Source organism: Rhizobium sp. GR12, from assembly GCF_036596185.1.
GTDB classification, from domain to species: domain Bacteria; phylum Pseudomonadota; class Alphaproteobacteria; order Rhizobiales; family Rhizobiaceae; genus Agrobacterium; species Agrobacterium nepotum.
In genome coordinates, this window is sequence record NZ_JASXTH010000004.1 from 103,142 (window position 1) to 118,664 (window position 15,523).

Annotated in this window: 13 protein-coding genes; 11 read left to right on the forward strand and 2 right to left on the reverse strand. The window is 58.4% G+C overall.

Annotation, left to right across the window (positions count from 1 at the left end; genetic code table 11):
• Positions 1-13: 13 nt before the first annotated feature.
• Positions 14-901, reverse strand: a complete 888-nt coding sequence (locus QSK43_RS08330; RefSeq protein ID WP_332303055.1) for an AraC family transcriptional regulator — start codon at positions 899-901, stop codon at positions 14-16.
• A gap of 198 nt (positions 902-1,099) precedes the next feature.
• Between QSK43_RS08330 and QSK43_RS08335 the strand changes: the two genes are divergently transcribed.
• The 8 genes from QSK43_RS08335 to QSK43_RS08370 all read left to right on the forward strand — a co-directional run bounded on the left by QSK43_RS08335 (position 1,100) and on the right by QSK43_RS08370 (position 11,248).
• Positions 1,100-2,566: an alpha-glucosidase/alpha-galactosidase gene (locus QSK43_RS08335; RefSeq protein ID WP_332303056.1), complete on the forward strand. Its 1,467-nt coding sequence runs from the start codon at positions 1,100-1,102 to the stop codon at positions 2,564-2,566.
• A gap of 106 nt (positions 2,567-2,672) precedes the next feature.
• Complete coding sequence (locus QSK43_RS08340) at positions 2,673-4,760, forward strand: ABC transporter substrate-binding protein (protein ID WP_332303057.1); 2,088 nt, start codon at positions 2,673-2,675, stop codon at positions 4,758-4,760.
• A gap of 87 nt (positions 4,761-4,847) precedes the next feature.
• Positions 4,848-5,855 carry an ABC transporter permease gene (locus QSK43_RS08345; RefSeq protein ID WP_332303058.1) on the forward strand — a complete coding sequence of 336 codons (1,008 nt, stop codon included), beginning with the start codon at positions 4,848-4,850 and terminating at the stop codon, positions 5,853-5,855.
• A gap of 1 nt (position 5,856) precedes the next feature.
• Positions 5,857-6,993, forward strand: coding sequence for an ABC transporter permease (locus QSK43_RS08350; RefSeq protein WP_332303059.1), 1,137 nt, complete (start codon positions 5,857-5,859; stop codon positions 6,991-6,993).
• A gap of 12 nt (positions 6,994-7,005) precedes the next feature.
• Positions 7,006-8,673 carry an ABC transporter ATP-binding protein gene (locus tag QSK43_RS08355; protein WP_332303060.1) on the forward strand — a complete coding sequence of 556 codons (1,668 nt, stop codon included), beginning with the start codon at positions 7,006-7,008 and terminating at the stop codon, positions 8,671-8,673.
• 22 nt (positions 8,674-8,695) lie between these two features.
• Entirely contained in the window at positions 8,696-10,069 is a 1,374-nt protein-coding gene (locus tag QSK43_RS08360; RefSeq protein ID WP_332303061.1) for an alpha-glucosidase/alpha-galactosidase, read from the forward strand.
• Positions 10,070-10,286: 217 nt separating this feature from the next.
• Positions 10,287-10,886 carry a hypothetical protein gene (locus QSK43_RS08365; protein ID WP_332303062.1) on the forward strand — a complete coding sequence of 200 codons (600 nt, stop codon included), beginning with the start codon at positions 10,287-10,289 and terminating at the stop codon, positions 10,884-10,886.
• Between the two features lie 215 nt (positions 10,887-11,101).
• Complete coding sequence (locus QSK43_RS08370; protein ID WP_006312411.1) at positions 11,102-11,248, forward strand: DUF1127 domain-containing protein; 147 nt, start codon at positions 11,102-11,104, stop codon at positions 11,246-11,248.
• Between the two features lie 444 nt (positions 11,249-11,692).
• Here QSK43_RS08370 and QSK43_RS08375 read toward each other — a convergent pair whose 3' ends face one another.
• The gene (locus tag QSK43_RS08375; protein ID WP_332303063.1) at positions 11,693-12,136 is read right to left on the reverse strand and encodes a response regulator; all 444 of its coding nucleotides are present in this window, start codon (positions 12,134-12,136) and stop codon (positions 11,693-11,695) included.
• Positions 12,137-12,512: 376 nt separating this feature from the next.
• On the opposite strand from QSK43_RS08375, the gene ftsZ reads away from it, so the two are divergent.
• The 3 genes from ftsZ (at position 12,513) to QSK43_RS08390 (ending at position 15,447) form a co-directional block, all read left to right on the forward strand.
• On the forward strand, positions 12,513-13,475 hold the full coding sequence (gene ftsZ, locus QSK43_RS08380; protein WP_332303064.1) for a cell division protein FtsZ: 963 nt from the start codon (positions 12,513-12,515) through the stop codon (positions 13,473-13,475).
• A gap of 199 nt (positions 13,476-13,674) precedes the next feature.
• The gene (locus QSK43_RS08385) at positions 13,675-14,373 is read left to right on the forward strand and encodes a GntR family transcriptional regulator (RefSeq protein ID WP_332303065.1); all 699 of its coding nucleotides are present in this window, start codon (positions 13,675-13,677) and stop codon (positions 14,371-14,373) included.
• Between the two features lie 108 nt (positions 14,374-14,481).
• Positions 14,482-15,447, forward strand: coding sequence for a dihydrodipicolinate synthase family protein (locus tag QSK43_RS08390; protein WP_332303066.1), 966 nt, complete (start codon positions 14,482-14,484; stop codon positions 15,445-15,447).
• Positions 15,448-15,523 lie beyond the last annotated feature (76 nt).

The following is a 15,523-nucleotide window of genomic DNA, read 5'->3' on the forward strand; positions in this document are numbered from 1 at the left end:
TTCCGAACCCCGTTCAATTCTGTCTAACACTCGCATACATGCCGGTGGTACGGAATTCACTTGGATTGATGCCGTAAAGCCTGCGGAAGACTTTGGAGAAGTAGTTCGGATCCTCGAAGCCGCACAGCACGGAAACTTCCTTGATCGGGATATTTCCGGCAGTGGTGAGAAGCTTGGCTGCCCGCCGTAACCGTCGTTGCAAAACGAATTCGGCTGGCGGCAGTCCTTCGCTCGCGGTGAAGATGCGGGAGAAATGCGCGCGGCTGAGGCCGGCGACGGCGGCGAGATCGCTGACGGAAAGACGTTCGCCGAGATGCCCGTCAATATAGCTCAGCACCTGCTGCATGGTGCGATATTCGCCGCCGAAGGAGGGGTGCGAGCCGAAGACATCGTCATAAAGCGTCATCGCCGCCTCATAGGCAACGGCGGAGGCCGCACCCGGTGTTTCCGCGCCGTTGACGAGACGTGAGCAACATTCCGCGAGATGATCGACGGTCTCCGGCTGGAGCTTCAGGATAGGGCCGGTGACGGAGAGAATATTGCGATGAATGCGCAAAGCTTCCTCGCCATTCATGGAGATCCAGAAAAACTCCCATTCCTTGCCCTCTTCCAGCCAGTAGCGGTGGTTGTGGGGGATGAGCAGAAGCAGGGTCTCGCCTGGCTTCACCACATAATGACGGTTTTCGTAACGCAGGTTGCCCTGTCCGGCGATGCAATATTGCAGCACGGTGAACGGCGTCTGTCCGCGCCTTCGCCCGTCCCAATCGTAATTGCCGTCACGGCGGATTTCATAACCGCTGCTGGTGGGCATGGTGTGCAGGGTCTGGCGGCCGCGCGGTAGAGAAACCGTGCGCATGCCCGGTCCCTGATCGATCAAATCGCGAAGCACAAAATTACCCATTAAAGCATAATCCTTCTCTGGTCCTATCCGTCATTATACGCATAATCTCGATCCGAGGAGACAGCCAGCGGGATTTTGTTGCCGAAATTTTTGGGAGGAGTGCCGGTTTTACGGGATTCTTACGGGTATTTTTCTGCAGCGCTATTTTACGATCCTTCGGCCCGTTTCACCCGTTCGATTTGCAATAGAGGTGGCGTCATGAGTTTCAAAATCGCTATAATCGGCGCCGGCAGCGTCGGATTCACGAAAAAACTGTTTACCGATCTTTTGTGCGTGCCGGAGTTTCGCGACATCGAGGTCGCACTGACGGATATCAGCCAGCACAATCTCGATATGATCAGGGCGATCCTCGACAAGGTCGTTGACGCCAACGGTTTTCCGGTGAAGGTGACGGCGCATACCGACCGCAGGCGCGCGCTTGAAGGGGCGAAATATATCATCAGCTGCGTGCGGGTCGGTGGCCTGGAGGCCTATGCGGACGATATCCGCATTCCTCTGAAATACGGGATCGACCAGTGCGTCGGCGACACGATCTGCGCCGGCGGCATTCTCTACGGCCAGCGCAACATTCCGGTCATTCTGGATTTCTGCAAGGATATCCGCGAGGTCGCGGCACCCGGCGCAAAATTCCTCAATTATGCCAACCCCATGGCCATGAACACATGGGCCGCCATCGAATATGGCAAGGTGGACACGGTTGGTCTCTGCCACGGCGTGCAGCATGGGGCCGAACAGATTGCCGAAATTCTCGGCGCGAAAAGCGTTTCCGAACTGGACTACATCTGCTCCGGCATCAACCACCAGACATGGTTCATCGATCTGAGGCTCAATGGCCGCAAGATCGAAAAGGATGAGCTGGTGGCGGCTTTCGAGGCGCATCCGGTTTTCTCGCAGCAGGAGAAGCTGCGCATCGACGTGCTGAAACGCTTTGGCGTCTATTCGACGGAAAGCAACGGCCATCTGTCGGAGTATCTGCCGTGGTATCGCAAGCGGCCGGATGAAATCGCCCGCTGGATCGACATGTCCGACTGGATTCACGGGGAAACCGGCGGTTATCTGCGCCATTCCACCGAGACACGGAACTGGTTCGAAACGGAATTCCCACAATTTCTGGCGTCTGCCGACAAGCCGATCGATCCGACGAAGCGCTCGAATGAACATGCCAGCCACATTCTGGAGGCGCTGGAGACGGGGCGTGTCTATCGTGGCCACTTCAACGTCAAGAACAATGGCGTCATCAGCAATTTGCCTTCCGATGCGATCATTGAATCGCCCGGTTTCGTGGACCGTTTCGGCATCAACATGGTCTCGGGCGTAACCCTGCCGGAAGCCTGCGCGGCCACCTGCATGGCCTCCATAAACGTGCAGCGCATGTCGGTGCATGCGGCGGTCAGCGGCGATATCGATCTCTTGAAGCTTGCAGTGCTGCACGATCCGCTGGTGGGCGCCGTCGCCACGCCGGAGGAAGTCTGGCAGATGGTAGACGAAATGGTCGTCGCGCAGGCGCGCTGGCTGCCGCAATATGCGGATGCCGTGCCGGCGGCGAAGGAGCGCCTTGCAAAATCAAGTGTCAAGACCCGCGACTGGGCGGGGGCTGCGCGCCGAAGCGTGCGCTCCATTGAGGAATTGCGGGCCGAAAAGTCGGCGTTGAAAAAGGCTGTTTGAGGAAAGAGCATGGAAACAGGCCGGCGGCGGAAGGGAGTTCGCCGTCGGAATTACCGCGATCACACAGGGTGGGTGGTCGAAGAGCTGCCATTTGGGAGGAATGACGATGCAACTTCAACGCAAGATCGGTATCATCTCGGCACTGGGTCTCGGTGTTTCGATGATCGCACTCAGTGCGAATGCCTTCGAGACCACCACGCCGCCGGAGCCGCCGCAATTTCCGGCTGAAGGCAAGATCAATTATGTGGCGCGGGACTCGATCCTCGAATTCAAGGCGCTGCCGAACTATAGCGAGCCTGACTGGGTCACCGAGAAGTTTGAAAAGACCGGGAAGCTGCCGCCGCTCAAGGAACGCCTGCCGGAAGAGCCGCTTGTCTACAAGACCGGCAACATGCCCGATGGCGTTGGTCTCTATGGCGATACCATGCGCCATGTGGTGGGTGGCCGCCCTGAGGGCTGGAATTACATTGCCGGCCAGAGCCAGGGCTGGGGCGGTATCGATATCGCGCTTTCCGAATGCCTGACGCGCACGGCGCCGCTGTTTCAGGTGGATGCCAAGGATACCGAACCGCTGCCCAATCTGGCCAAAAGCTGGGAATGGTCGGAAGACGGCCATAAGCTGACGATGCATCTGGTCAAGGGTGCTAAATGGTCGGATGGCGAAGCCTTCAATGCCGATGACGTGATGTTCTACTGGGAGGATGCGGTTCTCGATCCGAATGTCTCGCCGCTCGGCGGCGGGGCGTCGCCGGAGGCTTTCGGCGAGGGCACTACGCTCAAGAAGATCGACGACTATACGGTGGAATGGGCCTTCAAGAGCGCCTTTCCCAAGCAATATCTCTACACCATGGCCTATCCGAGCTTTTGCCCGGGACCATCGCATATTCTGAAGCCGCAGCATCCGAAATATTCCAAGAACACCTATAACCAGTTCAAGAATGCCTTTCCGCCGGAATACATGAACATGCCTGTCATGGGCGCCTGGGTGCCGGTGGAATATCGCCCCGACGACATTATCGTGCTCAGGCGCAATCCCTATTACTGGAAAGTCGACGAGAAGGGCCAGCAGCTGCCCTACCTCAACGAACTTCATTACAAGCTTTCCACCTGGGCCGATCGCGATGTGCAGGCCGTGGCGGGATCGGGCGATTTCTCCAATCTCGAGCAGCCGGAAAACTTCGTCGCATCGCTCAAACGCGCCGCCGATCCGAATGCTCCGGCACGTCTTGCCTTCGGGCCGCGCCTGATCGGTTATAATCTGCAGATGAACTTTTCCGCCAATGGCTGGGGCAACCCGGACGAGCGCGGACAGGCCGTTCGTGAACTGAACCGCAACGAGGTGTTCCGCAAGGCCGTGACCTCCGCCATCGACCGCAAGGCGATCGGCGATTCACTCGTCAAAGGCCCCTTCACGGCGATCTATCCCGGTGGAGTTTCCTCCGGCACCAGCTTCTATGACCGCAATTCCACGGTCTATTACCCCTTCGACCTTGAAGCCGCCAAGGTCGCACTTGCGGAAATCGGCCTGAAAGATACCGATGGCGACGGTTTCCTGAACTTCCCGAAGGAGACGCTTGGCGGCCGTAACGTCGAGATCATTCTTCTGGTCAATAATGGCTACACGACGGATAAGAGCCTTGCGGAAGGCCTCGTCGGCCAGATGGCGAAACTCGGCCTGCGCCTCGTCATCAACAGCCTCGATTCCAATCAGCGAGACGCGGCCCATTATGGCGGTCAGTTCGACTGGCTGGTGCGGCGTAATTCCACCGAGCTGTCGTCGGTGGTGCAGAACACCGAGCAACTGGCGCCCGTTGGCCCGCGTACCAGCTGGAACCACCGTGCGCCGGAAGGCAAGGAACTGGATCTGATGCCGTTCGAAAAAGAGATGGCCGATCTCGTGCGCAAGTTCATCTCCTCGCAGGATAATGCCGAGCGGGCGGAACTGATGAAGCAATATCAGAAGGTCTATACGCAGAACCTCTACACGATTGGCCTCACCGAATATCCGGGCGCGCTGATCGTCAACAAGCGCTTCTCCAACGTGCCGCAGGGAACGCCGATCTTCATGTTCAACTGGGCCGAAGACGCCGTCATCCGCGAACGCCTGTGGGTCGCGGCCGACAAACAGGGCAAATACGAACTTTATCCCCAGCAACTTCCCGGCAAGCCCGGCGAGGGTGGCCCGATCAACTAGAACTCCTCCCGGAGAAAACCTGGTACCGGTCGCGCGTGAAGCGCGGCCGGAAACACACGGCCCGCCCAAACGGAGGAAAACCGTTCGATGCTGAGATTCCTGACGATACGCATAGGCTCCGCCATTCCAGTGCTGTTGATCCTGAGCGTGGTGACGTTCGCCATCATCCAGGCGCCGCCCGGCGATTATGCCGACTACATCCGTTCGCAACTGATGAACCAGGGCGGTGCGTCGTTCGAGCAGGCGGAAGCGCAGGCGCGGGCCTACCGTATCGAACACGGTCTCGATAAGCCGCTCGTCGTGCAATATTTCAACTGGATCAGTGGCATCGTCACACGCGGCGATTTCGGCTACAGCTTCTATTACAACAAGCCGGTCGCCGATGTGGTTGGCGAACGCCTGCCGCGTACCATTGCACTGGCGCTGGTCTGCCACATCCTCGCATCGCTTCTCGGCATCGGTTTCGGCATCTGGGCCGCCACAAGGCAATATTCCTGGATCGACAATCTGCTATCGACCGTCGCCTTCCTCGGCATGACCATTCCGCGTTTTCTGATGGCGCTGATCCTCGTCTACCTGATGGTGTTTCATTTCGACGTGTCGGAAATCGGCAGTTTCTTCTCACCCCAATATGGCGGTGCGCCGTGGTCGTGGGCGAAATTCGTCGATCTCGTCAGACATGTCTGGCCGGTGGTCGCCATCGCCGTCTTCGGCGGGCTGGCCTATAATATGCGGGTCATGCGCGGCAACCTTCTGGATACGCTGAACGCGCAGTATGTGGAGACGGCACGCGCCAAAGGACTTTCGGAGGGCGCCGTGATCCTGCGCCACGCGGTGCCGAACGCCGTGCATCCGCTCGTCATGTATCAGGGTGTCGTGCTGCCCTATATGCTGAGCGGCGAGATCGAAACGGCGATTATCTTCGCGCTTCCGACCGTCGGTCCCGCCATTGTCGGGTCCATGGCGGTGGGCGATGTCTATGTCACCGCAACCTTCATGATGGTGCTCGCCGCCACGCTCATCATCGGCAATATCGTCGCTGACATGCTGCTCGCCATGCTCGACCCGCGTGTGCGCGAATTCGGGAGGGCTTGAGATGGTGGCAGTTGACGAACTCAAGAATGAAACGGCCGTCGCACCGAAGCCCGAGCGTGGCGTTCAAGGCAATGAGAGCTATCTCGCACTCGTATGGCGGCGTCTGAGACGCTCGTTCACCGGTATGGTGGGGCTGGTGCTTGTGGTGCTTTTGATTACGATCTCCGTCTTCGCCGATTTTTTCGCGCCGATGAATCCGCTTGAAACCCATGACAGTTTCTCGCCGCCGCAGGTGGTGCATTTCTCCGACAGGGACGGCAATATCAGCCTTTTGCCTCGGGTCTACGCTACGGCGGAAACGGACGAACTCGATCCGGTAACATTCCAGCCCATTGTCGGTCCCGACTATGACAACCCCGTCCATCTCGGCTTTTTCGTAAAAGGCGCAGAATACCGGCTGCTCGGTCTCATTCCGGCAAACCGTCATTTCTTCGGCTCCACCGATGGTCAGCCGGTGCATTTTCTCGGCACCGACAAGTTCGGGCGTGACGTGCTGTCGCGCGCTATTTACGGCTCACGCATCTCGCTGGCCATCGCGCTCAGCGTCGTGACCATCGTTACCGTCATCGGCACCAGCGTCGGGCTGATATCAGGATATTTTGGCGGCCCGTTGGATTCCTGGGTACAGCGTTTCGTAGAAGTCGTTCTGGCCTTCCCGCAATTGCCGCTCTATCTCGCGCTGACCTCGCTCATCCCGGTCACTGCGCCAACCACGGTCTTTCTCGTGTTCGTCGTCGGTGTCATGTCGGCGCTCGGCTGGGCGCAGATGTCGCGTGAGGTGCGCGGCAAGACGCTGGCGCTGGCGCGGATCGATTATGTCCGCGCGGCAATTGCCGTGGGGGCTACGGATCGGCGCATCATCTTCCAGCACATCCTGCCGAATGTGATGAGTCACGTCATCGTCGCCGTCACCCTGCATATCCCAAGCGTTGTGCTGCTGGAATCCTTCCTCGGTTTCCTCGGTTTCGCGGTCAAGCCGCCGCTGATTTCCTGGGGGCTGATGTTGCAGGATACGGCCACGTATTCCGTCATCGGTTCCTATCCGTGGATTCTCGCCCCGGTCGGTTTCGTGCTGGTCACCGTTTTCGCCTTCAACGCGCTGGGCGATGGCCTTCGCGATGCTGTCGATCCCTATTGAGAGGAGCGTGCCATGGTTGCTGCACAAAAGAACGCCTACGCGCCCGCCATCCGCTTCGATGCCGATGATCGAAACGACGACGCCATCATCGACGCGCGCAACATCGCCGTGACCTTCAAGGTGGAGCACGGCACGGTAGAGGCGGTGAAGGATATCTCCTTCCAGCTTTACCGGGGAGAGACCATCGCCATCGTCGGCGAATCCGGCTCGGGAAAATCCGTCACGGCCCGCACAATCATGGGGCTCTTGACGAAGCGGGCTTCGGTTTCGAAATCCGCGATCGTGCGTTTCAACGGCGACAATATTCTGAAATTTTCGGGCCGCCAAAGGCGGGCGCTACGCGGCAATCGCATCTCGATGATCTTTCAGGAGCCGATGAGTTCGCTGAACCCGATCTACACGATCGGCAGCCAGATCGTCGAGGCGATCCGTGTTCACTCGAAACTGAGCAGGAAGCAGGCTGAGGCGAGGGCGCTCGATCTTTTACGGCAGGTGCAGATACCCGAGCCGGAGGCGCGGCTGAAGCAATATCCGCATCAGCTTTCCGGCGGTCAGCGGCAGCGCGTGATGATCGCTATGGCGCTCTCCAACGATCCGGACGTGCTGATCGCCGATGAACCGACCACCGCACTCGATGTCACGGTGCAGGCGCAGATCCTCAATCTCATTCGCGACCTTCAGAAAAAACGCGGCATGGCCGTGGTGCTCATCACCCATGACCTGACGATCGTGAAGCAGTTTTCCGATTACGTCTACGTCATGCAGCATGGCGAGATGCGCGAGCACAACACCACGCAACGGCTGTTCGAAGCGCCTAACGATCCCTACACGAAAAAGCTCCTTGCCTCCGAGCCGCATGGCACGGCCAGACCGCTGCCGGAAAATTCCGGCGTCCTTCTGACGGCGAGTGGCGTGCGTGTCTCTTTCATGATGCGGTACGGCGGGTTGTTCAAACCGGAGCTGAAGGAACTCATAGCCGTCGACAGTCTGGGGCTCACCCTCAATCGGCATGAGACGCTGGGGCTCGTCGGCGAATCCGGTTCCGGCAAGACGACGTTCGGGCAATCCCTGCTGCGGCTGAACGAGCCGGTGGCAGGCGACATCATATTTGATGGCGAGAAGGTCAATGGCCGCTCCCGCGCTGAAATGCGGCCTTTGCGGTCACGCATGCAGGTCGTCTTTCAGGATCCCTTCGCCTCGCTCAATCCCCGCATGACCATCGGCCAGATAATCGAGGAAGGGCTGGTCATCAACAGGCTCGGCACAAACAAGGCCGAAAGGCTGGAGCGGGTGCGCGACGCGCTGGAGGCGGCCGGCATGCCCGGCAGCATCCTCTCGCGTTTCCCGCATGAGTTCTCCGGCGGCCAGCGCCAGCGCATCGCCATTGCGCGTGCAGTTGCGCTGGAGCCGGAATTCATTCTGCTCGATGAGCCGACCTCCGCGCTCGACCTTTCCGTCCAGGCGCAGATCATCGATCTGTTGCGCAAGCTGCAGGACGAGCGGGGCTTAAGCTACCTGTTCATCTCGCACGACCTGAAGGTCGTCCGCGCGCTCTGCCACCGCGTCATCGTCATGCAGCGCGGCAGGATCGTAGAGGAAGGCCCCGTCGAGGACGTGCTGACCCGTCCGAAAACCGAGTACACTCAGCGGCTCGTCCGGGCCGCCTTTGAAATCGCATGAATGCCAAATGCCGGAGGTAGAAATGGCAAGAGATCCCAAGATCACATTTATCGGCGCAGGTTCCACGGTGTTCATGAAGAACATCATCGGTGACGTGCTGCAACGTCCGGCCCTTTCGGGCGCCAACATCGCGCTGATGGACATCAACCGCGAAAGGCTGGAAGAAAGTGCCATCGTCGTCAACAAGCTGATTTCGACGCTGGGGGTGAAGGCGAAAGCCGAGACCTTCACGGACCAGAAAAAGGCACTTGCCGGTGCCGATTTCGTCGTCGTCGCCTTCCAGATCGGCGGATATGAGCCCTGCACGATCACCGATTTCGAAGTGCCGCGCAAATATGGCCTGCGCCAGACCATCGCCGATACGCTGGGTGTTGGCGGTATCATGCGGGGCCTGCGCACCGTGCCGCATTTGTGGAAAATCTGCGAGGACATACTGGCTGTGTGCCCCAACGCGATCATGCTGCAATATGTCAACCCGATGGCGATCAACACCTGGGCGATTGCTGAAAAATACCCGACGATCCGTCAGGTCGGGCTGTGCCATTCCGTGCAGGGCACGGCCATGGAACTCGCTCACGATCTCGATATTCCCTATGAGGAAATCCGCTATCGTTCGGCCGGTATCAACCACATGGCGTTTTTCCTGGAGTTCGAACACCGCCAGCCTGATGGCAGCTACAAGAACCTCTATCCCGATCTCGTGCGCGGCTATCGCGAAGGCCGCGCACCCAAACCGGGCTGGAACCCCCGCTGCCCCAACAAGGTGCGTTACGAGATGCTGACCCGGCTCGGTTATTTCGTTACCGAAAGCTCCGAGCATTTCGCCGAATACACGCCCTATTTCATCAAGGAGGGACGTGAGGACCTGATCGAGAAATTCGGCATTCCGCTCGATGAATATCCCAAGCGCTGCATCGAGCAGATCGAGCGTTGGAAGGGGCAGGCGGCGGCCTATCGTTCGGCCGAGAAGATCGAGGTCAAGCAATCCAAGGAATATGCCTCCTCCATTATCAATTCGGTCTGGACCGGCGAACCATCGGTGATCTACGGCAACCAGCGCAACAATGGCTGCATCACCTCGCTGCCGGCCGATTGCGCGGCAGAAGTACCTTGCCTTGTCGACCATAACGGCGTGCAGCCGACCTTCATCGGCGAATTGCCGCCGCAACTGACGGCGTTGATGCGCACCAACATCAATGTGCAGGAGCTGACGGTGCGGGCGCTGATGAGCGAAAACCGCGAGCATATCTTCCATGCGGCGATGATGGACCCGCATACGGCGGCGGAACTCGATCTTGACCAGATCTGGTCCCTCGTGGACGACCTTCTCGTTGCACATCGCGACTGGCTGCCGGAATGGACGCAGGTGGAAGTGAAGCGGGCGCGGGCGGTGTAACCCGATCTTCGCCAGACCTGTTGACAGACGAAAGGCCGTGGGTTTCATCCACGGCCTTTTTTTGGTGTCGCCTATATCGCCCATGTCCGCAGCGGAGGCCAGTTTTGGGTCCATTTCCGGATGTGTTAAATTAATTGTGTTCGGTAAGGGTATGTTCGCCTTACATGAATACCCTTATGAGGGCGGGTGTAAGCGGCCATGTTCAGGAGTAGCAAAAATGAATATCGCACGTCTGTCGTTGGCAGCCATGATCGCCCTGGTCGCGACGCCGTCTTTTTCTTCGGAAGATGTGGCCTCGGAAACGAGCGAGGCGATATTCGGTTTTGGGGGCGCTCTCACCACGCAAGATATGCTGAAAAGCGCGGCCCTCATTCCGGTGCACTATGAGAGAAACGCCATTCTGGGGGGCGGTTATCAGTTTTATCCCTATCGCATCGGCAATGTGAAACTGGGCGGCGAAATCGGGGTTGCTGTCAGGTTTGGCAAAGGCTTCACCGGCGAAGTTTGGGCGGGGCCTGTCGCGCGCTATGATGAGATCAGGTTTGGGGAGCGGCTGTTCATTACGCCAGGCTTCACTGCAGGCTTGAGCCTCGTGACGGATGCGCAGCCGGGTCGTGAGCGGGCGGAGGAAATCAAGGATGACGGCAATGCCAATGCCCTGTTTTATCTCGGCCCGGAAATCAACGTGTCCTTCAGCGAGGATTCCTCGACGGAATTCTTCTGGCGGCTCCACCATCGTTCAGGTGGTGGCAAGACGCTGGGCAATATGAAGGGTGCGACGAATGCCAATGTGTTCGGCGCCCGCTACAAGTTCTAGGGGCCGGGGCGCGTGAAGCTCCTGCGATCTGACTGAATTTGCGCCATGCTTTTTGTTTTCCTGGGAACCTCAGACGCCACCCTTGCGTCCAGCGCATGGGTGTATTGCCTTATTCTGTCTGTTCATTGGGCACGGCAAGGTCCATATAGGAGCCATTGAAGGACGCCGGAACGAAAACGTTACTGACGTCGCCAACACCTTGAAAGGGTTATGTCATGAACGTTACACGCAGCTTCAACAACTGGCGCAAATATCGTCAGACCATCAACGAACTGGGCCGCATGAGCACCCGCGAACTGCATGATCTCGGTATCGACCGCAGCCAGATCACAAGCGTCGCACGCGCCGCTGTCGGCAAATAATCAAGGCGATATCGTCGCTTTTGAATGCCTTAACGCCCGCTTTGCGGGCGTTTTTGTTTTTGGCGAACCGCAGACGCTTTCGTGTCTCCTCGGGACAGGCCCGGCATTAGGCGGCTGCACATCTCGTATTGACGTTTTGGGTCGGGAAATTCGCCATGCGCTTAGTGCATGTCTGGGCTGCAAGCTTGTGCCTGTGAAATGCGCAGGAAGATGGTATCTTCCAATCATCGAAGCGGATGTACCTCCTCCCACATCCTTTCGGTAATGCGGGCGATCCTACTCCTCCTCCCAGGGGTTGCCCCAGGGACAGCGGTTTCCTCCTCCCATATCGCTGTTCATTTTTTCAGAAAGCCTGCCGCACCTCCTCCCGCGGCAGGCTTTTTTGTTTTCAGCACCAAGTCCTGCGCTCGGGCGTTTGTTTCACTTTTTCATTCAGGAAACGGCTCAGTCAAAAACCATCATGCCTATGGGGATTATGGCGCGCGTACCCGCGAGCCGTGCAAGCGCGTAGGCGAGGCATTGTTCCACGGCATCCTGCGGTACGGGTTTGGCAATCACACCCGCGCCGATGCCGAGATTGAGGACGGCTTCCGGATTTGCCGTCATGAAAATCACCACAACGCCGTGATCCTGCGAAAGCCGCCGCCCGATCTCGGGGCCGGTCCGGCCGTCGGCAAGATTGACGTCAACGAAGGCGATATCGGCGTGGCTACCCATTGCTACTGCCTCGTCCAGCCGGTTGGCGATGCCTATGACATTCGCTTCCTCTTCCGCCTGCAGAATGGAATCCTCGATATCCATGGCGATGAGGAACTCGTCCTCCACGATCAGTACGCGCGGTTGTGCCGTGTGGAAACCCTGTTCGATTTGCAAGACGTCTGCGGCCATATACCTGCCTCCATTCCATGCGCTTTAGCGCGGCTGGCAAGCAAACACCTGTCGACGCAACTCGTTCCAAAGTGAGATAAACATGGTGAATGGAGTGTAAACGACATGGCTTTTCGGCTATCACCTGTGAATAGCGAAGCAGTTGATTCGGTTTGGTTTTCATCCGGGGAAGGGGTCGGAGACAGTCGCCGCAGCGCATCTTCGCCCTGGAGCACGAGCCTTTTACCGTAAACGGCCGAAAGGCTCACTGCAAATTCAAAGCGTTACAGCGTCCTTCATTCGCCAGGAAGGAAGCGCCGGAACGTCGCCGATCATTCGAGTGCCGAGGTCAAAAAAACGGCGCGAGACCCTATGAGTTTAGAAAGAGAATAAAACGATGACCCAGTCTCCGCGCGCTCCGATCGCCCGCAACACGCCCAATATCGCTGTCATCGGCGTTGGTGGCGGTGGCGGCAACGCAATCAACAACATGATCGCCGAGGGCATCAGCGGTGTTGATTTCATCGCGGCCAATACCGATGCGCAGGCGCTGAAGAAAACCAACGCACCGAGGCTCGTGCAGCTTAGCTCCGAACTGACCGGTGGGCTGGGAGCGGGGGCGGACCCGGAAGTCGGCCGGCAGGCGGCGATCGATTCGCTCGATGAGATCATGGATCACCTGAACGGTTACGACATGTGCTTCATCACCGCCGGCATGGGCGGCGGCACCGGCACGGGCGCTGCACCCGTCATTGCGGAAGCCTGCCGTGCGAAGAATATCTTGACCGTTGGCGTGGTCACGCTGCCGTTCAGCTTCGAGGGTGCGCGCCGCATGCGCGCTGCCGAATACGGTTTCGCGAACCTGCTCAACACCGCCGATACCGTCATCGTCATCCCCAACCAGAACCTTTTGCGCATCGCGGATCTAGGCACCACCTTCGAAAACGCCCTGAAGACGGCCGATAAAGTTCTGTCGCTCGGCGTGCGCTGCATCACCGATCTCGTCCTGCGCGAAGGTCTGGTCAATCTCGATTTCGCCGATGTGCGTTACGTGATGAAGAATGGCGGGCGCGCGCTTATGGGCACGGCGCAGGCCAAGGGTGCAAAACGCGCCTCGGAAGCGGCAGCGGCGGCCATCGCCAACCCGCTGCTCGGCGAGCCGTCGCTGAAGGATGCGCGCGGTGCGCTCGTTGCCATCTCGGGCGGCAATGATCTGACACTATACGAAATCGACGAGGCGATGACGCTGGTGCGCGAGGCTGTCAGCGAGGAGACCGACGTGGTGATGGGCGCCTCCTTTGATCCAACCCTGGACGGTGCTTTCAAGATTTCCGTCGTGGCCACCGGTCTGCGTAACTGAGACCCAGTCCTCAAGTCGGTGCTGTTGAACGCGCCTACGTCGCAAATTGAATGGTTGAAGCCGTCGCGGGTAATTTTCGCGACGGCTTTTTGTTATTTTTGAACAATTATTCCGCCATTCGAATTGGCAGCGCCGCGACGCGGCGTTGATAACAAAAAAATATAATAGTACTCTTTATGTCGACAAGAGGGATTTGGTTATGACGGATATAATTGCTTCTGCCGAGCGTAAGCGTGGCTCCGGCGTGAAGATGGTCTACGATCTGCTGCGCGACGAGATTCTCGATCTGGTCCTGCCGCCCGGCAGCCCCATCGACGAAGTGCAGCTTGCCGAACGGTTCAAGATGTCACGGACACCCATTCGCGAGGCGCTGGTGCGACTTTCGGGTGAGGGGCTGATCGATACGTTGCCGAACCGCTCGACCATGGTGTCGAACATCGATTTCCTCAACATGCATACCTATTTTGATGCACTGGTGCTGATGTACCGGGTCACGACGCAGTTGGCTGCCCAATATCACCGCTCCGAAGATCTGGCGGAAATCCGCGCTCATCAGGCGGAATTCGCCGTTGCGGTGGAAGCGCAGGATGCGCTGGCGATGATCTCTACCAATGCCGCACTTCACCTTTCCATCGCGGAAGCTGGACGAAACCCCTATTTCACCACGCTGTTCAAGCGCCTGCTGGATGAGGGGCGGCGCATTTTGCGGCTCTACTACCAGTCCTATGATGACCGCCTGCCGAAGCGTTTCGTTGATGATCATAACGAGATGATTGCGGCGATTGCCGCGCGTGACACCGCCCTTTCCGAAAAACTGGCCCGCGAGCACGCCGAACAGATCGTGCAGCAGGTGCAGAAATTGCTGGTACGCAATGAGCGCCTGGAAATAAAGCTGTAGCCTGTCGAATTCTTGTCGACAAATAAAATACAATATTGTAATGTCCTTGTCGAAAGGGTGGCGCGGACGTGCGTCCATTCCCGAAAAACATGTCCTTAGGAGCTAGTAATGACGGCCAGCATTTTTTCCGGCGTGATTCCCGCGTTGATGACCCCCTGCAAGGATGATCGCACACCCGATTTCGACGCGCTTGTCCGCAAGGGCAAGGAACTGATCGCCGACGGCATGTCGGCCGTCGTATATTGCGGTTCCATGGGTGATTGGCCGCTTCTGACGGACGAGCAGCGCATGGAAGGCGTGGAGCGTCTGGTGAAGGCTGGCATTCCCGTCATCGTCGGCACCGGCGCGGTCAACACGGCGTCCGCAGTCGCGCATGCCGCCCATGCCCAGAAGGTTGGTGCAAAGGGTCTGATGGTCATTCCCCGCGTTCTCTCCCGCGGTTCGGTCATTGCCGCCCAGAAGGCGCATTTCAAGGCCATTCTTGCGGCTGCTCCCGAAACTCCTGCGGTCATCTACAACAGCCCCTATTACGGTTTCGCCACCCGCGCGGATCTCTTCTTCGCCCTGCGTGCCGAACACAAGAACCTCGTCGGCTTCAAGGAATTCGGTGGTCCGGCGGATATGCGTTACGCCGCTGAAAACATCACAAGCCGTGATGACGAAGTTACCCTGATGATCGGTGTCGATACCGCCGTTTTCCACGGCTTCGTCAATTGCGGCGCAACCGGCGCCATCACCGGCATCGGTAATGTTCTGCCGAAGGAAGTCATCCACCTTTGCAAGCTGTCGCAGGCCGCCGCCAAGGGCGATGCGGATGCCAGGCACCGTGCTCTGGAACTGGAGCAGGCGCTGGCCGTGCTCTCCTCCTTCGATGAAGGCCCGGATCTGGTTCTCTATTTCAAGCACATGATGGTGCTGAAGGGCGACGGGGAATACACGCTGCACTTCAACGAGACCGATGCTCTGAGCGACAGCCAGCGCGGTTATGTCGAGACGCAGTTCAAGCTGTTCAACAGCTGGTACGCCGACTGGAGCAAGCTTCCGGGCGCGGTGCAGGCCTGCAAGGCAGCCTGATTACTTTCTGCAGTGAAAAGGCCCGCGCTTGCGGGCCTTTTTGCGTATTATGACGCTTGATTGCTCTCTTCCGTCG